Below are 22,245 nucleotides of genomic sequence, written 5' to 3' on the forward strand. Positions count from 1 at the left end.
GGACTGTCGATTCCGTAATCCGGCAAACAACTCCGCCAGGACGATATGCTGCGGCGAAGACTCCCCGGCGGAACCGATTGCGCCACGGAATCGCGCGCCGCATCCAAGATCACTCGAGCAGCGGTCAAGCTCGAGGCCAAGATCCAAAGCAGGTGCAAAGACGCGGACGTTTCGGCCGCGTCCTTTGCTGCCGCCTGCGCCACTGCCGCGACCGTCGAGCAGCTGGTTGCGTGCACTCGCGAGGCTCACAGCAATGCCGTGATCGCGATGCTCCCGGACGTCGGCGATTTAAACCTCGTGGGCCAGAACGATGCCCAAAAGTGCCGCAAGACCGCCCGGGTCCGCTGGAATTGAGGCCGGGCGCCCGGCAAACGGAAGTGCTAACTGTCTACCAGTGCCGCCCACGAACAGACTTACGGGCAGGATCGGAAACGGAGAAAGGTCGTGAGCGAATCTGACAACGAGAGGACGTTCTCCTCTTTTGTGCACGGATACACGAAGCTCCCGGTGCGCGTGAAGCGACGCCGAGGCATCACCAACGGACCGACCTGATTTACGCTATGACCACGCTGACCCTGACTCGCCCGGACGATTGGCACCTTCATTTTCGGGATGGCGATGCGCTCGCCGCGTTGGTGCCGGCGACGGCGCGCTGGGCCACTCGCGCGATCGTGATGCCGAACCTGAGCCCGCCGGTCACGACCACGCAACAGGCAATCGCGTACCGCGAGCGCATTCTCGGCCACCGCCCGGCGGGCAGCGGGTTCGAGCCCCTCATGATCCTGTACTTGACCGATACGACTCACCCCGAGGAGATCGACGCGGCGAAGGCCAGTGGTGTCGTGTTCGGAGTGAAGCTCTACCCGGCGGGCGCGACCACGAACTCCGATTCGGGAGTGACCGACCTGCGCCGATGCGACGACGTTCTTGCGCGCATGGCCGAGGTTGGCCTGCCGTTGCTCGTCCATGGAGAGGTCACGCGGAGCGATGTCGACATCTTTGATCGCGAGCAAGTCTTCCTGGAGGAGACGCTCGGGCCGCTCGTGGAGCGGTTTCCGAACCTGCGCATTGTCCTCGAGCATATCACGACGAAGGAGGCTGCCGCGTTCGTGCGGAGTGCGCCGGCGCGCGTGGGTGCGACCATCACGCCCCAGCATCTTCTGGTCAACCGCAACGCGATGCTGGTGGGAGGCATCCGTCCGCACTATTATTGCCTGCCGATCCTGAAGCGGGAGGAGGACCGCGTGGCGCTCGTCGAGGCGGCCACCAGCGGATCCCCGAAGTTCTTTCTCGGGACCGATAGCGCGCCCCACGCCCGGCTGACCAAGGAGACGGATTGCGGCTGCGCCGGCTGTTACTCGGCACCCTACGCTCTGGAACTCTACGCTCAGGCCTTCGATGATGCGGGGGCCCTCGACAAGCTCGAAGGTTTTGCGAGTCACCACGGCGCGGACTTCTACGGGTTGCCGCGGAATGAAGACGAGGTGCGCCTGGTCCGTCGTGAGCAGCGGATCGAAGAAGCTTTTGAGATGGGTGACGAGGTGGTCGTACCGCTATGGGCTGGGCAGGTGCTTCGCTTCTCGCTTGAGGTGGACTGACCACCCGGGTGTCGGGCTCGGGTCGTAAGGGACAGCGAAGTCATCGACGCCTGCAAAAATTGCGGTGGCGCGAGACACACCACTCCATCGGCGACCGGCAATACCGGGAAGGCCTTTTTCGCAAACACCGAACGTCTGCACTCCATTCCGCAATCATGGGTCATTTCGGCTCCCGAGGCGAATATTCCGGGGACTCGAAAGACCACGGGCGCCGAAATTTGTATTCTGCCGGCCGTTGCGCAAAGACGACAGGAAATGGCTGAGCGCGAGGTGTAACATGAGGGAGACGAAGCAGCCTGTTGGTGCCACAATCGAATGGAAGCCGGTAGAATCACCCGGCCGCCATCCGATTCCGGGACGGTATGTCACTTTGGAGCCAATCGAAGCAGGGCAGCACGAAGCGAGCTTATGGAAAGCCAAAGGAGAGGATTCTACTCTCTGGACTTACCTGTCGGACGACCCCTGCGGCAGCTTCGAGGAATTTCAGCGCTGGCTGGCAAGATCCGGTCGACCCGATGACCCACTCTGCTTCGCGATCGTCGACAATGCCGATGGAGAGGCGAAAGGTATGGCCAGCTATATGCGTATCCAGCCCGCCCACGGAGTCATTGAAATCGGATCGATCTGGTTCGGGCCCGGAATCCAGCGTCGGCGCGAATCGACCGAGGCGATCTATCTTCTTGCCCGCCAGGTTTTCGAAGAACTGGGCTACCGCCGGCTGGAGTGGAAATGCGATTCATTGAACGCGGCTTCGCGCCGCGCCGCCAAGCGTTTCGGCTTCAGCTATGAAGGGCTCTTCCGGCAGGCCATCGTATACAAGAATCGCAACCGCGATACCGCCTGGTATGGAATGATCGATACCGAATGGCCTGAAACCCGCGGCGCTTTCGACCGCTGGCTCGATCCTGACAATTTCACTCCAGAGGGAGACCAGAAATCACCGCTCACGGCCCGACGAGATTTTGGCCCTAATTAGGGTCGACGCTCCGGCATGCGGTGGTCCGATGTTGAATTCTGCCGGCCATTGCGCAAAGAGGGAACCACATGGCTGAGAGCAATGTCGACCCAAGGTTCGAGCCGGAGGCTTGGGCAACCCTGGGATTTTCGGAAAAGGTTCGGATCAGCTGCGAGGGGTATGTGCAAGAAGGAATCGCGCTCCCCTGGGTCGGGTACGCCTACCATGCGCTGAAACTCGCCTTGCTGGTAGCGGGCTGGTTCTATTTCGTGAGCTTCACGCCCGGCATGGGAGGCCTTCAGGACTTTTCGGCGTGGTGGGCCGAAGGGATCGCTTTCCAGAAGGCGTTTTTGTGGGCGAGTCTGTTTGAGGTCATGGGTTTTGGCTGCATGAGCGGACCACTCGGCGGACGCATGCTGCCGCCCCATACTTCGTTTATCCATTACCTATGGCCGGGCAGCGTGAAACTCGCGCCCTTTCCGAACCTGCCGCTCTTCGGCGGGCACCGAAGGTCGTGGCTCGATGTCGTGCTCTACGCGGCCCTGCTCTTCTCGCTGGCCCGCACTTTGGTTCTGCCGGAACTCTACACCGAGGACTTCTTGCCGATCATCATCCTGCTGCCACTATGTGCGCTGGGCGACAAGACCATTCCGCTGGCGGCCCGCGTGGAGCACCACTTTGCCATGCTGATCTGCTTCCTGCTGTCGGATAACTGGATCGCCGGGGCCAAGTGGGTGCAGCTGGCCATCTGGTTCTGGGCCGGCGTCAGCAAGCTCACGGTTGCGTTTGCCTACGTCGTTCCGATCATGACGGCCAATAATCCGCTGCTGAAGAACGAGGCGCTGCGCAAACGCCTCTTTGTATCCTACCCCGACGATCTGCACCCATCGCTATTGGCCAAGGGCATGGCGCATGCCGGAACGTTTTTGGAGTTTGCCGCCCCGCTTACCCTGATTTTCGTGACCGGACCCGGTCCGCTTCAGGTCGTGGGCATCGTCTGGGTGTTGTTGTTGCATGGATTCATCCTGAGCAACCTGCCTATCGCCGCCGTGTTCGAATGGAACGTGCTGAGTCTCTATGCCGCCTTTTTCCTTTTTGTCGGCCATCCCGAGATCAGCCTGCTTGCCGTCGGTTCTCTACCACTGGCGGGCTACTTGCTGGCAGCGCTGCTCGTCGTGCCGATCCTGGGCAATCTCTTCCCGTCGGCCATCTCGTTTCTGCTCTCGATGCGCTACTACGCGGGAAACTGGGCTTGGAACGCCTGGTTATTCCACGGTGACAGCTACAAGAAGCTCGAGCGGATCAAACGGGTGGCACCTCTGCAATTCGAGCAACTCGAAAAGCTACTGCCTCCGGCCGATGCGGTGCGGACAAGTGCGGGCTATCTCGCCTTCCGGACCATGCACCTGCAAGGCCGCGTTCTGGGCCTTGTGTTGCCGCAGGCCACGGCTGGAAATCCCTTTCAGGAATATACCTATGTCGACGGTGAGATGGTCTCGGCCATGGCGCTGGGATGGAATTTCGGCGAAGGCCACCTCGGGAACGAACGCCTGCTCGAGGTACTCCAAAAAGAATGCGGATTCGAAGAAGGCGAGGTCCGCACGATCATGGTCGAGGCACAACCACTCGTGGGCAATAGCCTGCATTGGCGCGTCGCCGATGCCAAAACGGGCCAGATCAATGAGGGCTATGCGACGCTGGACGAGCTGGCCGCCCGAAAGCCGTGGGACCTGGGCCCGCTTTGAAACCAACACCAGATTCTCGCCAGTGTCCTGGCTCTCACTCGAACCCGGGCTCTGCCAGCAAGCCCCATGCGCCACCGTCAGCGCGAGCGCGCAGCAGAAGCTCGCCGCCCGCACCTTCGACCAATGAGACCTCGCCAAGGCCCACGACCGAAACCTCCGGGGCGCCATGTAACGATACCGGATAAAAAACCTCGAGAACCTGACCGCGCCGGGCGTCGACACCAAGGACTTCGAAGCGCCCCGAATCCGGACCGTAGTCCATAGCAGTCACCTGCCCGGGCGAAAAACGAGCATAGGCTCGGGTCAGGTCCGCAAAAAGGATCGACCTTTCCCCGAGAATCTCATTGGTGCGGCAATCCACCTCAAATTCGCCCCACGGGATCGGAACCCCGGTATCCCGCACCTTATGCGGGTCGCCGCAGGACTCACGCCACGTCCACAAAGTCGCGGAGAATCCGAATTCGTCTTGCAGAGCCTGATGGTTGCGAAAATAGCCATCGGCATTGGGCCCGGCACGGTCGGGGTTGGCGCCCCATTCACCCACCAGAACGGGCGCGCCGCCAAATAGCGCCGCGTCCGCCAAAGCTCGATCGAAGGAGCCCCGGGTAATCGCCCCGTTATCAAAGCCGCCCTCGTAGAGATGAGGTGCATATCCGATATTTTCATCCCGCGCGAAATCTGGCGGGGCCGAAAGCCACGCGATCGACGGCTCGAAAAACGCGATATGAGATGGCGCACCTGCCCGACGTTCTCCAGCTCGAATCTCGACGATCGCGTCGGCGTACATCGCGACGAGGCCCTCGAGGTCGGAGTCCGTATAGGCACCCGGTTCGTTCATCAGGTCATACCCGACGACTGCGCGAGACCCCGAGAGGCGTTCCGCCACATGGCCCCACATCTCCGCATAACGAGTCCGAATCCCGACCCCTCCCGGCCCTTCCTGATTTGTAAAGAACGCTGTCCAGGAGGCCGTTACCGCCGCCGTCAGATCGCGAAAACCACCCGGTACGCAACGCGCCCTACCCTGATCGAACGTGGCCCAGTCCGGGGCGCCATCCCACCCGATCGCGGGTGGGAAAATATCCGGGCATTCCTCATCAGGGCGCGCGGCGAGATTCGCGGTCCAGGCATCTTGATGCATGTCAAGCAAGGAGTAGATACCTCGCGCCTCGAGGAGAGCCACCGCCTCGGCGATCTCATCGAGGTAAGCCTCATCATAAACGCCTGGCGCGGGCTCCACCCGGGACCACGACATCAGCAGTCGCACCACATTCCAGCCAACAGAGGCCATTCGGTCGGCGTCTGCCTCGGTAAAGGGAAAGGTTGTGGGGAAGTCGTTCCCGCTCCAATAGTCGACAAAGGAGTTCATATTCACTCCGCGCAGGATCACCTCGCGGCCGTCACCATCGACGATCCGACCGCCTTCGATCGGATCGGGTTGCGCCCGCAAAAGAGGCATCCTGGAGTCGGGAGCAGAACTGCCACCGCAGGCCGAAACCAGCAGGACAAGAAGAGGCAGAATGAGCTTCATTCGATTCATATCCCTGTTCTGCGCCAGATCCGTCCCAATCGCAAGATCCGGAACTGCTCAGCGACAGCCCCGCTCGACTCTCTCAGAGGCGGGAATGCCGTCGAAGCACGCCATATGCGGGTCCACTGCTGGCCCCCACGACTGAGAGCTCCCGAATCACTTCCCGATACAGCGCAGAACCTCGGCCTGATAAGCCTCCCCGCGCTCGTTGAAAAGGTCGAGAACATGGAGTGCTGTCGGCACAAAGGCAAAGCCGATTTCCTGTTCGGGGTTCCATTGAAAAACCGAACCACCGAATCCCATCCAACCGTAGAAACCGACGCGACCATTATTAAACGCCTGATCAATTTCCGAGGCCTCGGGGCCCTGATGCGTAAACAAGTTGACCCCGCCCTGGGTAAAGTTGCTGCCGCCAAACCCCATGCTCGCCCGCTGGGGGTGGTCGTGCAACGCACTCCATCCTTCCCGACTGATATACTCGCGCCCCTCGAATGTTCCACCCGCGGCCATCATCGCGGCCACCTTCGCCAGACCGCGCGCGGACGCGTTCGCGGCCGCCGAAGGTGTCTCTCCCATAGCGACTGCCGCCTCGTTGAAGAACTCCACTCGTTTCATGCCCCGAAACGGCGGCGGCGCCTTGCGCGTCGTCGAGTGGCGCATTGCGGGTAGCAACTTCGCCAGACGGCCAAATAGCTGCCAGGCACCATGCATCGTTTTCCGGCCCAGAAAAGCCGGCTTGAACGTCTCGCGCAGCAGCAGGCCAGACGGAAGCAGCTTCACGGCGGACACCCGGCCCAGCTCTGCTTCAGAAACCCCCATGATCACATCCGCGCCAAGAGGACCGCGAAGATCGTCGCGCAAAAACTCACCGATCGTCCGACTCGCCGGGTCTACCCTTCGGAAAATCTCGTTCAGGATCCAACCGCGTGTCACCGCGTGATACTCCCTTTTCCGTCCATCTTCCTCCGGGAAGCGCAACGACAGGCCCTCGATCAACTCGCCGACCTTGTTCTGCTTGATGCTCTCGGTGCGCAGATCCTGCGGGTCCAGAGCCTTCGGGAAAGCGGCCATACCTCCCTCATGGCGCAGAACATCAGCTACCGTCAGATCATCCTTGCCGCCGCCGACAAATTCCGGCCAATAGGCAGAGACGCGGGCGTCGTAGGCCAACAGCCCCTTGCCCACCAGCCAGGCCATGGCGATGGAAGCAAGGCTCTTGCCGCTGCTGAAAATATTGACAACCGAGTCGGCAGTGAAGTGCTCGTCGCCCGAAGCACTGGCCCAGAGGTCGACGACTCGCTCACCGCGGTGATAGACGCAAAGCTGTGTATTTTGCTCGGCCGAGCGCTGCATCTGGTCGACGTAGAGCGCCTTTACGGACTCGAAGCCGGGTGCGACCGAGCCCTCGATACGAATCGGGCCTCTTTTGTAATCACTCAACGTTTTCTCCTTTGGCCAACCGGTCGTCCGTAACGATGTCTAACGGAATTCCCGGGCCCTGCTCTCGGGCTATAGCGCGCAGGGGACGGACGGTAAAACCCCACTCTCTCGAGTCGACACCCTTCCTCCCAGACACTCCACCGGCAGACCGCAATCTGTCGCGAGCTTCCGCTCGGACCTTGGAGGGCGGACTTGTCGAATCGATGTTAGGAATCGCGGATGCCGAACGCATTCAGCTGGTTCTCCATTGTCATCATCAGCCTGGCGACTCTATCCGGCGGGTTACCGCCGCTTCGGGCCAGCAAGCCAGAGCCCGACCGCTACCCCTTGGGGGAAGCGTTCGCGTCGGGGGTCTTTCTTGCACTAGCGCTCACCATGATGCTTCCGGCGTCGTTCCAGCTATTCGGAAAGGCTCTACCCGGAGTCAATCAACCTATCGCCTCCTTGATCGCGATTGCCGCCATGCTCGCGCTGCTCGGAATCTCGCACGCGATTCGCCATCTCGACGAGGATATCCAGGACCAACATGCAGACCAGAGCGCTCCCCCGAGGCCTTTGATTCCCATCCTCATGACCGTCATGATCGCCATTCCGTCTTTTTTCATGGGCGCGGCACTCGGCGTGAGCGAAACCCAGCAGGCCGTGCTCCTTCTGATCGCCATCCTCCTGCATAAATCCTCAGCTGCATTCGCGCTGGCACTCAAGCTTTCGGACAGCTCGCTATCGAAAGGAGGCGTCCGACTCGTCTTCGGCCTTTTTGTTCTTGCGACGCCCGCCGGAATTTTCTTCGGCAGCCTTCTCGGGGGACGAATGGGGGCGGAATCCCTTTTGATCGCCCGGGCCTCGGTCCTCGCGATGGCGGCGGGCACCTTCCTTTTCATGGGAATGCTCAATGAGCTGCAAAGCACGCCAATGATCAAGCGATGCCGGCACTGGCGCGGCTTTGCCGCCATGCTCGCCGGGCTCGGCGTGACCATCTGTGCGAGGTTTCTGATCGGCGAAGCCCACTCGATGGGCTAGGCCGGATGCGTCTGCAGGGCAATCCAATTCGGCTGCCCGGCTAGCTGACCGATCCCGTCGACCGCAGCGCGGCGATTTCCTCTTCTGAATATCCGAATTCGCGCAGCACAGCATCGGTATGCTCTCCAAGCTTGGGCGGATGCGCACGGAGAGAAACCGGAGTCTCGGAGAACCTGGCCGGGCTCTTCACGAGACGCAGAGCTCCCGCATCCGGATGATCGACGTCCATGAACAAGCCGGCATGGACGACTTGGGGATCCTTGATTACCTCGCCGAAGGAGTTAGCGGGAGCGACGGGAGCATCGAATTCCCGGCACCTTGCCACGAACTCGGCCGTATCCCATTTCCGCATCTCGTCTTCCATCTCCACAAAGAGCGTATCCGCATTCATGAAGCGATCGATCAGCGTGGCGCAACGGGGATCGTCGATCAAATCGGCCCGGTTAAGCGCTCGGCAGATCCCCTGGAATTGCCGGTCTTCCACAATCATCATCACAACATGACCGTCCCTGGTTTCCCAGGTTCTGTGAATGGAAGGCGCCGGGCCGGGCTCTGGTGCGTCACGCCATGTCCGGTCCTGAATGACATCCGGCAGAATGAATGCGACCCAGCTATCGAGCATCGGAATCTCGATATGCTGTCCGGTACCGCCATTTTTTTCCCGCGCATAGAGCGCGGCAAGCAGTGACCAGGTCGCCGTCATCCCACTGGCCTTGTCGGCTGCGATCGAGGAGATGAGCTTGGGTTCCCCGCCGCCCCCCTGGGTGTGCATGAAACCACCGATTCCCTGAATCACCGAGTCGTAGGCTGGCAGGTCCCGGTAAGGCCCGTCGGAACCAAACCCGTTGATCGAGACATAGATCAGACCCGGATTGTCCCCGACGAGACGGGGGTAATCGATTCCCAACCGCTCGGCCACGCCCGGCCGGTAGTTTTCGATTACAATGTCGACTTCTTTCGCAATCCGGCACAGGGCCGCGCGGCCGCCGTCGGTCTTCAGATCGAAGGAGACGCCGCGTTTGTTCCGGTTGAACTGAAGGTACCAACCCGTAAATCCCGACGCATCGGGCAAGCCCATTTTCCTTGTCGCGTCCCCCGTGGGAGCCTCGACCTTGATTACGTCGGCGCCAAGGTCGCCCAGCACCTGCGCGCAAAGCGGTCCGGAGACCACAGTGGAAAGATCCAGGACACGGACACCGTCTAGCGGCCCTTTTGGCGCCGCTTCATTTCCAAGAACAATTTTCATGAGTTTTCTCCGAAGAAGAGTTGTCGCAAGCCCGGGCCCAGAATTCCTCGACCAACCGCGATCAGCAAAATAGTCCCTTTTGGCGCACCAAGCCTGTGTTCGTCAACTCGATACAGTCCGCGTTCCCAAACAATCTCTGTAGAGATGACGCCGAAAACCCTGTAAGGACCACCCTGAGATCGTTTGGATTTCCGGGGATGATCCAGGCACCGCGTTGGGTCGCAGGGAAACAGGATGGGGTGCTTGGAATGAACGCCGAAAGATCGGAGAGAGGCCCGAGAGGGTTCAGGGTCTGGTGGCCCTGGTGCGTCGCGGTGCTCTTTCTTCTCTGGCAGGTCGATTTTCAATTCGCCTACAGTTTTTTTGCCGACTCGATCCAACGAGAGTTCCAGCTCACAGCGTTCGAGACCGCCTCGATCTCGCTTGCCTACTTGCTCGCCTACGGTCTGATGCAATTGCCGGCGGGGATTCTTCTCGATCGATTCGGGGCCCGTCGCCTTCTTCCGATTGCCGCCGGCTTTTCGGCGCTATCGGTCTTCTTGTTTTCCGAAGCCCAGGGCTTTTGGACCCTCCTCGCCTCGCGAATTCTGGCCGGGGCCTTCATGGCTTTTGTGTTTCCGGGGACCGGAAAGATCGCACGTGATCGGCTCCCCGCGCGTCGCTTTGCCCTGGCGATGGCACTTGCGGATATGTGCTTCGGGATCGGCGCCATTTCCGCGGTCTTTATCCCAACCCTTTTCGCCGATACTCCATGGCGACTCCTCATGCAGGGCCAGGCGCTTCTGGGCCTGGCCCTGGCCGCGGCGCTCTGGACCACCCTCTTTTTTACGGACTCCGACCACGGGCCGCCTCAGGCGGAGGGCAGCAGTGAAGGTCGTATCAGACGAAGGATCATAGACGCGCTCAGGCTACCGCTCGTGCGCTACGGGATCGGCCTCTATGCTTGGGGTGCCGGACTCACGTTCGGCTTTGGTGGCTACTGGAACATCAAGCTCCAGGAGGCGTGCGGCTGCACGGCTGCCGAGATCTCAAAATTGGAGATGGGGCTCTTCTCAGGGCTTGCCGCAGGCATGCTCATCGCCGGAATCCTCGGCAGCCGCGTCGAGCGCCTCCGCGGGATCTTCCGAATCTCGACGACCTTGACGCTGCTCCTGATGGCGGTGACTCTGATGGTTTCGTCATCCGCCTCCACCGACCAGCTTCTGGCTCTGATGGTGGGCCTCGGCCTGCTTTTTGGAACCTGCTCGCTGAGTTTTGCGGTCGCCGGCTACGGACTTCCGGCAAATCAGTCGGCCACCGTTGTGGCCATCGTCAACGCAGCCGGCTGTTTGAGCGGGGCTCTTCTGCAGGCGCTTCCGATCTGGCTTGGCGCCGGCAGCGCCAGCGACTCGACCGTCAGTATCACCTATCTCGGAATCGCATTATTCGGGGTCTGGGTCGCCTGGCGATTGCCGAGCCTGAAGGATCCTGACTGAGCACAAAACTGCACAGAGAAAAATCAGTGCCTCCGGCCACGGCAACGGCGCCGCTTCTTTGAGGGATTCGTCAGCCAGCGGGAGTCCTGATCCGGACCCCGCGAGAGTTCTCGCTTCTGTCGCAACAGCCGAGTCGCTGCGGGAGGTTTAACGAAGAGCCTCTTGAGTGTAACCCTCAAACGATTATAGATCACGGCATGGCCATCAAATACTCCAAATCCCTCTCCCGCGCCCTCCTGGGCTGTCTCCTGGCCAGCCTCGCGGTGCAATGCGGCGGTGGTTCCCTCCCTCCCGGGCCATTTCAGGGCAATTGCCCGGAGCTGAATGGCCGTCCAACCTCTGACGACTACTACTGTGAACTCCGGAAGATGGTTGGTTTCGGACCTCGCCTGACGGGTTCGCCGGGCCATAAGGATTTCCTCGATCATATTCAGACGACTCTGCAAGAGTCCGGTTTTACGGTCAGCAATGATGTCATGAACTTCCCCCGATGGAAGACAGAACGCACCTCCCTGGTCCTCCATACCGCAAAAGGCGACGAGGAGGTGACCGTCGCTTACCCGTTCGTCCGCTCGAAATTCACGGGGGACGAGGGACTGAGGCTCCCTCTTGCGTATGCCGACAACCCCAACCTCTCCAATCAAGAGAGGATCGTACTCGGCTACGCACAATTTACGACAGACGAGGGCTTCGCAGGGTGCCAGCTTCGATTCCAGGATATGGCCGCCGCCCCTGCCAGCAAGCCGGTCGTGTTCGCCGATGTCGACGCAAACGTCAAGGGCCTCATCTGCTGCGTGGACCAGCCGCTCGACCGCATCCAGGATGACTATCAGGACTTCGAAAGCACCATGGTCGGCCGCGACACCAAGGACAACTGGGAAAACTCGATTCCGACACTGATTCTTGACCAGAATTCGTGCACGGCCGTCGCCGCAGCGATCGACGACGAAGAAGATGCGACACTGACGCTGACGGGCACCTACAACGAGGACACCACTCGACACATCTGGGGAACTTTACCTGGCCGAGAACCCGACAAGTACATTCTGCTCGGCACCCACACCGATGGTCAGAATGCCGTCGAGGAAAACGGCATCGCCTCCAAGCTCGTGATGGCAAAGTATTTCGGAGATCTCGCCGACGCCGGTGTCGAGTTCCAATATTCGCTTCTTTTCGTCGGCGTCACCGGACATATGTCGGCTTATGATGTCCCCTACGCCGGCACTTGGGGATTCTGCAACTCCCATCTCGAGTTGATGTCGAAGGTCGAGGCCGCCATAAACTTCGAGCATCTCGGCGTTCCCGAAAAAGATTCCAGTGGCGCCTACGGCTACTACACCACAAGGGAGAGTGGCGCCGAACTCTACGAGGGAACCGCCATCATGGAATCCTCGGACCATCTTCCCGTCACAATCAGCCACGGACTGACCCCACCAATGGCCGGTTCCGCCGTCGGGTTCCGCCCCCCTTATTGCGGAGAGAGGCAGATCGGAAAAGACATCAACACATTCGCAGGCGTAATCTACCCCTGGTACTACCTCAATCTTGAGTACGGTGGCATCGACAAGATCGACAAGCGCTACCTCTACCAGCAATCCGACACCATCCTGTCCATCACGGAAAAACTGCTGGACGGACAAGGTTGACGCCAAACCGAGAGCAGCAAATGCCTGCATCGGCATGGCTCCAAAAAAACTCGGTTTCTGCTGTCACCGGGCCGGAAAAAACGCCGGCCCGCAGCTCGAGCGTCAGTAAGCAGGAGGCGACACGAAGCCCCCAAACTCGTTTGCCATCAGACGAGCAAACTCGATGCACGTGCGATCCTGATACTCGCCGCCGACCGCCTGCAGGCCGATCGGCAGACCTGCTTCCGACAGGCCCGTCGGAAAGACCGTGCTGGGCAGATAGGCGACCGTGATCAGACCGGCCCAAAAAACCTGTTGGAAATAGGGCTGGGCTATACCGTCCACGTCGAGGGTACGCGCGCCTTGCGGCGCATGATCATGGGGGAAGGCCACCGTCGGCGACTGCGGGCAGAGCAGAATATCCCATTCCTGATAGAAATTCTTCCAGGCCATCCGCAGGGCCGCACGCTGGTTATTCTGCCGAATCCAATCACGGTGGGTCTGCACTACGGCTCGCAGCATCTGTGCATTGGCAGACGGATCACCGGGGTCCATGGCGGCTGCATGCCCCTGCAAGCCGGAAAATTCCGCATCCGGAATCCCGGCGCTCATCGCTCCCTGCAACATGGATTGATAGACATCGTGACTGAGCGAGGGATCAAACGCGGGTCGCGCATGATCCGAAACCGTTGCACCAAGCCTCGCGAGCCGATCCCCCACCGCCTGCACCCGCGCGGAGATCTCGGCACTCACAGGCGCCCGCTCATCGTCGGCCCACAGGGCCACCCGGAAGTCTGCGAGCGTTTTCTGTCGCGGTGCTGGCAGGTCGAGTTTCCAGCCGGCTTCCACGAGTTCCTCGGGGCCGCTTACCAACTCCAGCGCCAGCGCCAGATCCTCGGCGCTGCGCGCCAGAGGGCCGACGACCGCAATATCAGGGGAGGCCAACATGCCGGGTAATGCGTGCCCTCGCTGCGGCACGATATTCCAGGTCGGTTTATGACCATATACTCCGCAGAAATGAGCCGGGTTCCGGATCGATCCGCCAATATCCGAGCCCGCTTCCAGCGCCGTCAGACCGGCCGCCAAAGCCGCGGCTGACCCGCCCGACGAGCCCCCGGGGATGCGCTCGAGGTTCCAGGGATTATTGGTGGTTCCATAGATCTCGTTATAGCTCTGAAAATCAGCAAGCTGGATCGGCACGTTCGTCTTGCCCAGAAAGTGCGCACCGGCTGCCTTGAACCGCCGTACGCTCTCGGCATCCGTGGATGCGATATTCCGGGCAAAGGCCGGGATCCCCCAGGTCGTGGGTAGCCCTTCGATGTCATAGGCTTCCTTGATGGTCATGGGCACGCCGTGCAAAGGGCCGAGCACCTCACCCCGTGCCAGTGCAGCATCCGCGGCATCAGCCCTGTGCCGGGCACCCTCGAAGTCCCGGACAACAACGGCATTGATCTGGCCGTCGTACGCATCGATCCTCTCAATGTAGAGATCCGTCAGTTCGCGTGAACTGATTTCTTTCTCACGAATCTTTGCAGCAAGGGTTGCAGCGGTAGCAAACGCCAATTCCATCAATCACTCCCAAAGTTCAGCGTTCTCTAATCTTGCGGATGATCTTCCAATCATTGCTTCATCCATCCCTCACCGATCCCGGTCTCGCTCGAATCTATTTCTGATCGATCACGTAGGCGAGCATTTCGACCACCTGATCCGTAGTCTGCGCCCACGCCATGGCAGCGCCATCGACCTCCTTCAGCGGATGAATGATCGCCTCATCATGCAATGTGATATACGGCTTGCCCAGCGCCGCGCAGCAACCGGCATCGAAAGCGGCATTCCACTGCTTGTACTTCTCACCGAACCGCACCACCGCCAGATCGCATTTCTCGATCAGGGTTCGCGTCCGCATCGAATTTACTTTGGCGGACTTATGGTCCCGCCAGAACGGATTCCCCTCGGCACCCAAAAGGTCGCCGGCGGCATCACTGGCGTCATGGTCGGTCACCGCCGAGGTGAACTCCACAGGCAGCTTGCGTAACCCCGCACCCTTGAGGATCTGCTCGCGCCAGTCGGTATGGATCTCTCCCGACAAATATACATTCCAGGTCATTTCTATTCTCGCTTTGCAAAGAAGTAAATTTTCGATTCCCGAGCCCGCCGACCACCGATTCCAGCGTATCCACAAGATCCCTCCCGAGGGCCCCTCGCCACCCGCTGCTCCGGCCTCGGCAACACGGCCAACAACCTCCATGACTATCGGTTCGGGCTTGCTGTCGCGATCGGTGGGCTGATGACACGGTCTTTCTGACGGAAGAACCGGGCACTCGTCAAACTCGACCCCGAGCGAGCACCATTAGGGTTCAACCGATCTGGCGTGCTACCAAGCCGCATGGACCAGATGCGATTGACTCGGATTACATGCCCCAAGGGAAGCCCGAGAAATCTATCGCGGCCGCATTCAGGGGCAGGTGCCTTGTGGTGCATCTTTCTGGCCTTGTTCACCCTTGCTGCCTGCGGCGGTTCCGGGGAGAGCAAGCCCGTGCTTGGAAGTGATGGCGAAAGCTTCGAGCCCTGTACCTTTGCGCCCGGCTACGGCGCCGATGAATCCAGCTCCTGCACCCCTGCCGATTCGAGTCGGACCGACCCCGCCGCGGGCTGCGCAGCGGACCAGGCGCTGCTCTGTCCCGACCCATGGAATTCGACACCAGCCGATTGGGGTTGTCAGATCGGCGCACCAACGCCCGGCTACGTGGGATTGGGGCCACTATGCGGACCAAATGCGGGAGCATCCCGAGACACCCCATGGCTCTGGGACAAGAGCCAGAATTCGTGTGTCCTGCGCGGCGGCGATTATCCCTTGCTCACCTATACCGGCTGCGGCCCGTCGAAATATACGGCGGACCTTGATGCGACGAGCTACCTGAACTTGCAGGAAAGATGGCAGTCACACGCCCGGCAGAAGGCCGCGCCCTATCGGTTGGCAACGGGCGAAACCGCCTACCTTGTGGACGTTGCGATCGACGGCGGCACTCGAACCGTAAAGGCGGCGATGGCACTTGGACATGGCACGCTCGACGGGCTCTGCGGCGATTGTTTTCTCATCCGCTCCGACCCCAGCCTCTGGGGAGGCGAGGAGCGTTATGCCGTGCTTCTGCAGGCGGGCGTCCGGGCTTGGAGTTTTGAAATGTCGCCAAGCGCGCAGAACTACCTCATCGAAAACTCTGGATGCAAGGGAGACGCAACCACCAGCGAATCGTGTTGCATCCCGGACGTCCAGGCAATCGATTGTTCAATTGTCCTCGATTGAAAGAACATCTCACATGCAAAACAGCGATTCTCTGAAATCCGATGGCCCGTGCCGTATCAGTAGCCGCGGACGAGACACTGTCGGGACTTCGCGCAGTTCTCGACAGCTTTCCGCAGTACCAAACGAAAGTCAGGAGAAGTAAAATGTTCGGACTGATCTGGCGTATCTACACGGGTGGAATTTTCGTTTTTTTCCTTCTCTTTCTGATCGTCGAAGAACTCCCTTTTGCGACGGCGCTCACCAACTCCATTCTGTGGCCGTGGGGGGTCTACCAGCAATACATCGCCGGCTCCTGAAACAGCCCATTACTCGCGGGATGCCGCGCCTATCCAACGCCTGCCGGGGATACTCACCAAATCTGTTCCGTCGTCAGGGGAAAGTATATTCATGCAAAGAATCGCCAAATCTCTCGCCTGTATTCTCGCCGCATTTCAACTTGCCAGTTGCGGATCCTCCGACTCCTCAATCGACACCAACAATGCGAAGACCACCGATCTCCTTCGCAAGCTCGACTGGGACACCTCAATTTCCGATACCGTGAAGGAGGAACCGGTAGGTGGAATCCAAACCCTGCTCGAGGACTCCCGGTTCACCGGCCCGGTGCACCAGATCAATACTCTGGCGATATTTGCCGACTGGTTCTACCAATGCCTTCCTGAGGGTTCTGATACCCGCCATTTCCTCGATTACTTCATTGCCAGCGCCTACCAGAGCGAGAACTTCATCTGGAACCAACGGGGCCTCCTTCCGCTGGGCTACGAGGTCGGCTTGCCGGTCGTCCGCGGGTCGACAGACTACCTGCCCGCGGTCTCCTCCTGGGCGACGGATAGCCAACGAGGCCGGCAGTTTCCGGTACTCAACTCGTCTGCGGCCGATGCCGTGATCGGCCTTGTCATGAACGAGTTTTCTCGTGATTCGTGTGCTCTCGGCTTCGGTCAATGGCAGCAGAGCCACGTCTCGGGATCGATCCTCAGTCTACCTTGGTCCGTCCCGGTAAATACCGATCAGAATCCGGTCCTCTTCAAGGATATCCCGCTCGCGGACGGAAATATCCGGATCGAAAACCCGAACCGCCACAAATTGGTCCTCGGCCCCATCACCTGGCTCTCCATGGGGCTTGATGTGCGCGTCTGGCACAATGAACCCGACCAGGCACGCTTCGCCACCGCAGTGTCCCGAGGAAAAAAAATCTGGCAGAAAGTACACGAGAATGTCGCGGTGAACCATGCTCTCTGCTCGGAGTTCCAATCCGAAGCAGGAAAAGGAGGCTTCTTTCGCACCGAAATCGACGAGCTGGTCAATGCCTTCATGAAGGTGCTCTGCGAGAGGCCCGCATCTTGCGCGACAGAACCGGAATGGAGGCTTGTGGTTGGCGCCGCAGCCCGCGCGATCGAAACCGTCGCTTGCAACATCCCGGGGCATAACTGGGATCATATGACCTATGATCGCGGTGTCGCCGCGCTGGCAGATGCACAAAACGCGCTCAGCAATACTTCGGGGCCCGGCGGAGGCCCCGACCTCGCCTCGATCGGCAACGCGGCGACCGCAGTGCAAAAATTCTACTTTGGCGAGAACTTCGCCCAACGACCGTTTCTCGATCCGCCCGTTGCGCCTCTGCTGCCGCCGGCGACCACGATACCCGCGCCATAGCCACAGCCCGGCGAATCGGAGGCGGGGCGATCCGCTCGGGGCGACCTTTCGAGAGGAAGTTTTGCGGTCGGGACGCCAAAGGCAAGGGAGACGCACTCAGGTCGGCTGACACGACGGAAATTTCACGCTAAGGAGAGCCCTGTGTCAGAAGAGCAGATTGATCAATCGACCAATGTTTTTGGAGAACCCCTCGAGGACTGCAGCCACAATCCTCTGACCGGATTTTTCCGCGACGGATGTTGTAATACCAGCAAACTCGATGGGGGCTCCCACACTGTGTGCGTCGAGCTGACGGCAGAGTTCCTCGACTTCTCGCGCCTCCGCGGCAACGACCTCTCGACGCCGCGACCCGAGTTTGGCTTCCCCGGTCTCAAACCCGGAGATCGCTGGTGCCTATGTGCCGCACGGTGGCTCGAGGCGCAACAGAACAAGGCGGCTCCTCGGGTGTGGCTGACCAGGACCCACCAAAGGGCGCTCGAAGTCGTGCCCCTGAAGATCCTGCGCGAATTCGCGATCGACCTGAACTGAAGCTTCAAGCTCGGGTGCGGCGCGCGCGCCTGCCGGGCCGCAGCCGGTAGCGCAGGGGCATTCGCTTTACACCGCCAAGAAAGCTCGAGCGCATTCGCTCGACCGGGCCAGCAAGCTCCACCGACTCCAACCGCGCAGACAGCTCCTCGAAGATCACGCGCAACTCCAGCCGCGCCAGGTGCGCGCCCAGGCAGAAGTGCTCTCCAATGCCGAATCCTACGTGCGGGTTCGGGTTTCGATCCACGCGAAACCGATCGGGGTCCTCGAACGCATCCTCATCTCGATTCGCCGACGGGTAGAGCAGACACATCGACTCGTTCGCCCGGATCGTCTGACCACGAAGCTCAAAGTCCTCGGTCGCGGTGCGGCAGAACTGAATCACAGGGGCCGTCCAGCGGGCGATCTCCTCGACGGCATCATCGACCAGAGAAGGGTCTTTTTGCAGCTTTGCCATTTCCTCGGGATGGTCGATCAACGCGAGCAGGCCTCCACTGGCCGAGTTCCGAGTGGTCTCGTTTCCCGCAACGACCAGCAACAAGAAGTAGGACAGGAGCTCGAAGGCCGGCATCGGCCCCCCGTCCATCTCCACGTTCGCCAGAACACTGACCATATCGTCGCGCGGCACCTTGCGGCGCTCCTCGGCAAGATCCGTGAAATACTCGAACAAACCAACCCGCGCCTGCTCAAGTCCGTCATAAGGCTCATCGCCGCTCTGATATTCCTCGTCTGCGGACCCCGCGATCTGATTGGTCCACTGAAACATCAAATGCCAGTCCTCGCGCGGCACCCCGAGCATATCGGCCAGAACGTTTAGTGTGAGAGGCGCGGCAAAATCGGCCACGAAATCGCCCTCGCGCTCCTCGCCATCGCCGGCCATCTCGTCCAACAAATCGCGTGTGATCCTCCGAACCTCCTCGCTGCGTCGCTGGATACTGCGCGGCGTAAACCAACCGGCACCCACGCGGCGAAACGCCTGATGGTCCGGTGGGTCCATATTGAGCAGGTGACGGGCGAGAGTCCTCTCGCCCTCGACCGGCGCGCCCTCTTCAAAGATCGCCAGACGGGGGCCGTTCAGGAAGCGATTTGGTTGCTTCGAGATGGAGACGATGTCCTCACGCTTCGTAATCGCCCAAAAGCCCACCCCTCCTTCGAGCTCGAACCAATGAACGGGCGCTTCGTTTCGAAGCCTCTTCCAGGCAGCGTGAGGATACCCATGCTGTGCGAACGTATCGGGCCCGATGATATCTTCGGTCGTCGGCAAAGAGGACTTTTGCATTCTCGTATCCTAGCAGGCTCCAACGATGGCGACAGGAGGCAAGTCTGGAATGTACCTGCAATGCCTCGCCCGGCAGGTCTCCAGCAAGAAACTCCACAATCCGCCGCCAGGCACTGGCATCCTGCAGAAGGAAGGCATGGCCGCCATCAAAAAACTCCAGCTCGGCATTTGGGATGCGCGACAAGAGGCGTTCCATATTCGCGAGGTTGCCAAGCCATCATGACGCCCCATACCCCGCGCGTTCGAAATAGAACCGCAAACCCCGAAGTTCGACGAACGGCATTGCGCCGAAGTCCTAGCTACCGCTGAACTTCGCGGGGCGTTTTTCCATAAAGGCCGACATCGCCTCCATCAAGTCATTCGAGTTCAGGGTCGTCGCCATGGTCCAGAGACCGTTGAGCAACAGGCTTTGCTCAGTGGTCAGTTCTTCACTTTGTCGCAGAATGAACTTCGTTCCGCGCACCGCCAAAGGGGCGTTGGCGGCTATGTCCTCCGCCATCGCCAATGCCGCGGCCTGAACGGCGGCTTCGTCCTCGTAGACATCGTTGACCAAACCGATTTTCTCCGCACGCTTCGCGTCGATATCCTTGCCGGTATAAGCCAGTTCGGCGACATGACCGTCTCCGACGATCCCGGGCAGTCGCTGCAAGGTGCCCACATCGGCAACAATACCGATTTTGGTCTCCCTGACCCCGAACGTCGCATCCTGCGAGGCGAGGCGGATATCACAGGCCGTCACCAAGTCGATCCCGGCACCGAGACAATGCGAGTGAATCGCCGCGACGACCGGCAACGGGCATTCGGCCACGGCTGTGATCGCATCCTGAAAGGCGCGCGTCACTTCCATCTGTCTGAGATTCGCAAGAGCGCCCGACGTCTTGCCTGCCCCCCGATCGTCACCCGCCGCCGGCTGGTTGCCCAAATCACCCAGATCGATACCAACACAAAAGCTCTTGCCACGACCTGCCAGCACGACAGCGCGAACTTCGGGTTCAGCTGCAATGGCATCGATCGCAGGTCGAAGGTTACTCCACATTTCGTGGGACATGGCATTTCGCTTCTCCGGGCGATCCAGCCAGAGCGTGGCTACGTGCCCATCGATTTCGATGCTCAATACGGGCGAGGAAAAATTCATGATTGGCTCCTTGTCTTGGTCGTCGGCGACCTGAAGGCATTGTTTGCCTCAAGGACATCACCCTCGTCAACTCTCCACCGGCCTCGCGTTTCGACGCACCCGTACCGAGGGATTCCGCATCCGCTCCTGGGGCAAGCCCGCTCACGGGACGATCTTCAGCTCGATCAGCGCAAGGCTGGCCGTGCTGCCCAGCGCGCCGCCTTGAGGCTCAAAATCGACATGCAGTCTGCCACTCGTATCGGCAGCAAGCCCCTCAAACATCACAACCGTGTCCTGGTTCCCCGCAAACCCGTCGCCGGAAGCCAGCTCATCACCAGACGAGTTCAGCGTCCGCGATTGCGGCGCGCCGGCCCCCGATACTCGATAGACGACGGTTTCCATCTCGAGGCCGGCCCTGCTGGCAAACAGACGGAGTTGCAGCGAGGCGTCCGGATCAAGCCCCTCGAAAGTTAGTGAACCTCGGCCGACAAGCACCGTGCCGGTCGCAGATACATAAAGAAAATCTGCGGTGGCTTCCGGCACCGCGAGATCGCCCAGAAACGCTTCGGAAGGATCGAGGAGGCCACCGTCACGCAAGCCTGCGCTAAACTTCGTCGCACCGGAAAACGTCAAGCGAAGCGAAGTGGCTTCTCCTGATGTCGTGACAAGACTTCCCAGATGTTCGCCGGAACTCAACAACGTATTCGCCTCGACAGGATGCCAGCTGTTCCAATGCCGGCCAAAACCATCTGGCGAGGGCGCCAGCAGTCCATCCTCCGGATTTCCGGGGCCGAGGTCGACAAGCAGGGTGGTTCCGGGCTCCAATGGATCGAACACTGCTGAAAATTTCGGCACGGTCGCTTCGAGATGCTCACGAATTTCCTCTGCCCAGATGGCATACCCTGCGTCGGATAGATGGAGCCCATCCGAGATGAAGAGATCGGCCGCAGGGGGCTCTCCGGTTGCCAGGAAGGCCGGAGAAGTATCGATGAAATGCAGTCCACGCCACTGGCTTGCCAATGCCGCGATCTCCTCGTTGGCCTGGTTGGCCTCACTCCACTGATCCCAGCGCAACGGCGTCGGTGTGATTGCGATGTAGTGAATCGAGACATCGTCCCCCAGTTCCTGAGCGACTGTCTCCACGATACACCTGTAAGAATCGACCACGACTGTCGGTCCCAGGTCGACGGCGATATCGTTGGTGCCCACGAAGATCACGACAGCTGCGGGGTCGTGACGGATTATCGTTTCGTCGATATATTCGACCAGATTCCAGCTGATTGCTCCGCCGAAACCTCTTTGAATCGGCGCCCAGGGAGACAGGTCTTCCTGGAGTTGTTCCCAGAAGCGAATACTGGAACTGCCGGTGAACACCATACGGCCCGCTTCGAACGGGGCCGCATCGGTCTGTTCCTTCCACCGCGACATCAGACCGTCGTATTGGTTCAATGAAGAAACCGTTTCGCACGGAGCATCCTCCCACGCGGGAAGCGCTGGGCCTGAATCGCTATCCGAGCATCCAGCCGTCAGGGAAATGCAGCACAGTAGAGCGATCTGCCATGGGAAATTTATCAAAATTCTCATTCGCAACCTCTATTCTTACCAATCCTCACCCGGCCCCGGCGAATCTGATTCTCGCCCGGCATGAATCCATGAAACACGAAATCACCAATAAGCCGCAAAACAACGAACAGACAAGGTCTCCCTTCTGACGCAAAATTCGGGCCCGCGTCAAACT

At 60.1% G+C, this 22,245-nt stretch carries 20 protein-coding genes; 12 read left to right on the forward strand and 8 right to left on the reverse strand.

What is annotated here, in order from left to right; translation table 11 throughout:
• Nucleotides 1–45: 45 nt before the first annotated feature.
• The 4 genes from P8K07_03725 to P8K07_03740 all read left to right on the forward strand — a co-directional run bounded on the left by P8K07_03725 (nt 46) and on the right by P8K07_03740 (nt 4,298).
• A complete protein-coding gene (locus tag P8K07_03725; protein ID MDG1957630.1) occupies nt 46–354 on the forward strand; it encodes a hypothetical protein in 309 nt (102 codons plus the stop codon).
• Between the two features lie 206 nt (nt 355–560).
• The gene (gene pyrC / locus P8K07_03730; GenBank protein ID MDG1957631.1) at nt 561–1,598 is read left to right on the forward strand and encodes a dihydroorotase; all 1,038 of its coding nucleotides are present in this window, start codon (nt 561–563) and stop codon (nt 1,596–1,598) included.
• 277 nt (nt 1,599–1,875) lie between these two features.
• Nucleotides 1,876–2,574 carry a GNAT family protein gene (locus tag P8K07_03735; protein ID MDG1957632.1) on the forward strand — a complete coding sequence of 233 codons (699 nt, stop codon included), beginning with the start codon at nt 1,876–1,878 and terminating at the stop codon, nt 2,572–2,574.
• Nucleotides 2,575–2,642: 68 nt separating this feature from the next.
• Nucleotides 2,643–4,298 carry a DUF3556 domain-containing protein gene (locus tag P8K07_03740; GenBank protein ID MDG1957633.1) on the forward strand — a complete coding sequence of 552 codons (1,656 nt, stop codon included), beginning with the start codon at nt 2,643–2,645 and terminating at the stop codon, nt 4,296–4,298.
• Nucleotides 4,299–4,332: 34 nt separating this feature from the next.
• Here P8K07_03740 and P8K07_03745 read toward each other — a convergent pair whose 3' ends face one another.
• Both P8K07_03745 and P8K07_03750 read right to left on the reverse strand, forming a co-directional pair.
• On the reverse strand, nt 4,333–5,829 hold the full coding sequence (locus P8K07_03745) for a cellulase family glycosylhydrolase (GenBank protein MDG1957634.1): 1,497 nt from the start codon (nt 5,827–5,829) through the stop codon (nt 4,333–4,335).
• Nucleotides 5,830–5,985: 156 nt separating this feature from the next.
• Nucleotides 5,986–7,269, reverse strand: coding sequence for a serine hydrolase (locus P8K07_03750; GenBank protein MDG1957635.1), 1,284 nt, complete (start codon nt 7,267–7,269; stop codon nt 5,986–5,988).
• Nucleotides 7,270–7,488: 219 nt separating this feature from the next.
• Between P8K07_03750 and P8K07_03755 the strand changes: the two genes are divergently transcribed.
• The gene (locus tag P8K07_03755; protein ID MDG1957636.1) at nt 7,489–8,289 is read left to right on the forward strand and encodes a ZIP family metal transporter; all 801 of its coding nucleotides are present in this window, start codon (nt 7,489–7,491) and stop codon (nt 8,287–8,289) included.
• A gap of 40 nt (nt 8,290–8,329) precedes the next feature.
• Here the strand turns inward: P8K07_03755 and P8K07_03760 are convergent, their stop codons facing one another.
• Nucleotides 8,330–9,535: a CoA transferase gene (locus tag P8K07_03760; GenBank protein ID MDG1957637.1), complete on the reverse strand. Its 1,206-nt coding sequence runs from the start codon at nt 9,533–9,535 to the stop codon at nt 8,330–8,332.
• A gap of 248 nt (nt 9,536–9,783) precedes the next feature.
• On the opposite strand from P8K07_03760, the gene P8K07_03765 reads away from it, so the two are divergent.
• Nucleotides 9,784–11,010 (forward strand): MFS transporter, encoded by a 1,227-nt coding sequence (locus P8K07_03765; protein MDG1957638.1) that lies wholly within the window; start codon nt 9,784–9,786, stop codon nt 11,008–11,010.
• Between the two features lie 197 nt (nt 11,011–11,207).
• Nucleotides 11,208–12,656 (forward strand): hypothetical protein, encoded by a 1,449-nt coding sequence (locus P8K07_03770; protein MDG1957639.1) that lies wholly within the window; start codon nt 11,208–11,210, stop codon nt 12,654–12,656.
• 102 nt (nt 12,657–12,758) lie between these two features.
• Here the strand turns inward: P8K07_03770 and P8K07_03775 are convergent, their stop codons facing one another.
• Both P8K07_03775 and P8K07_03780 read right to left on the reverse strand, forming a co-directional pair.
• On the reverse strand, nt 12,759–14,204 hold the full coding sequence (locus tag P8K07_03775; GenBank protein MDG1957640.1) for an amidase: 1,446 nt from the start codon (nt 14,202–14,204) through the stop codon (nt 12,759–12,761).
• Nucleotides 14,205–14,298: 94 nt separating this feature from the next.
• A complete protein-coding gene (locus P8K07_03780; GenBank protein MDG1957641.1) occupies nt 14,299–14,742 on the reverse strand; it encodes a YtoQ family protein in 444 nt (147 codons plus the stop codon).
• A gap of 429 nt (nt 14,743–15,171) precedes the next feature.
• Between P8K07_03780 and P8K07_03785 the strand changes: the two genes are divergently transcribed.
• The 4 genes from P8K07_03785 to P8K07_03800 all read left to right on the forward strand — a co-directional run bounded on the left by P8K07_03785 (nt 15,172) and on the right by P8K07_03800 (nt 18,117).
• Nucleotides 15,172–15,939, forward strand: a complete 768-nt coding sequence (locus tag P8K07_03785; protein ID MDG1957642.1) for a hypothetical protein — start codon at nt 15,172–15,174, stop codon at nt 15,937–15,939.
• A 143-nt stretch (nt 15,940–16,082) separates the two neighbouring features.
• A complete protein-coding gene (locus P8K07_03790; protein MDG1957643.1) occupies nt 16,083–16,235 on the forward strand; it encodes a hypothetical protein in 153 nt (50 codons plus the stop codon).
• A 91-nt stretch (nt 16,236–16,326) separates the two neighbouring features.
• Nucleotides 16,327–17,589, forward strand: coding sequence for a hypothetical protein (locus tag P8K07_03795; GenBank protein ID MDG1957644.1), 1,263 nt, complete (start codon nt 16,327–16,329; stop codon nt 17,587–17,589).
• Between the two features lie 141 nt (nt 17,590–17,730).
• Nucleotides 17,731–18,117 (forward strand): DUF2237 domain-containing protein, encoded by a 387-nt coding sequence (locus tag P8K07_03800; GenBank protein MDG1957645.1) that lies wholly within the window; start codon nt 17,731–17,733, stop codon nt 18,115–18,117.
• Between the two features lie 4 nt (nt 18,118–18,121).
• Here P8K07_03800 and P8K07_03805 read toward each other — a convergent pair whose 3' ends face one another.
• Nucleotides 18,122–19,393 carry a cytochrome P450 gene (locus tag P8K07_03805; protein ID MDG1957646.1) on the reverse strand — a complete coding sequence of 424 codons (1,272 nt, stop codon included), beginning with the start codon at nt 19,391–19,393 and terminating at the stop codon, nt 18,122–18,124.
• A gap of 49 nt (nt 19,394–19,442) precedes the next feature.
• Between P8K07_03805 and P8K07_03810 the strand changes: the two genes are divergently transcribed.
• Nucleotides 19,443–19,616 (forward strand): hypothetical protein, encoded by a 174-nt coding sequence (locus P8K07_03810; protein ID MDG1957647.1) that lies wholly within the window; start codon nt 19,443–19,445, stop codon nt 19,614–19,616.
• 72 nt (nt 19,617–19,688) lie between these two features.
• Here P8K07_03810 and P8K07_03815 read toward each other — a convergent pair whose 3' ends face one another.
• Together P8K07_03815 and P8K07_03820 are read right to left on the reverse strand one after the other, a co-directional pair.
• Nucleotides 19,689–20,528, reverse strand: coding sequence for a crotonase/enoyl-CoA hydratase family protein (locus P8K07_03815; protein ID MDG1957648.1), 840 nt, complete (start codon nt 20,526–20,528; stop codon nt 19,689–19,691).
• Between the two features lie 141 nt (nt 20,529–20,669).
• Complete coding sequence (locus P8K07_03820; GenBank protein MDG1957649.1) at nt 20,670–22,091, reverse strand: GDSL-type esterase/lipase family protein; 1,422 nt, start codon at nt 22,089–22,091, stop codon at nt 20,670–20,672.
• Nucleotides 22,092–22,245 lie beyond the last annotated feature (154 nt).

Source organism: Candidatus Binatia bacterium, from assembly GCA_029248525.1.
Classification (GTDB): domain Bacteria; phylum Desulfobacterota; class Binatia; order UBA12015; family UBA12015; genus UBA12015.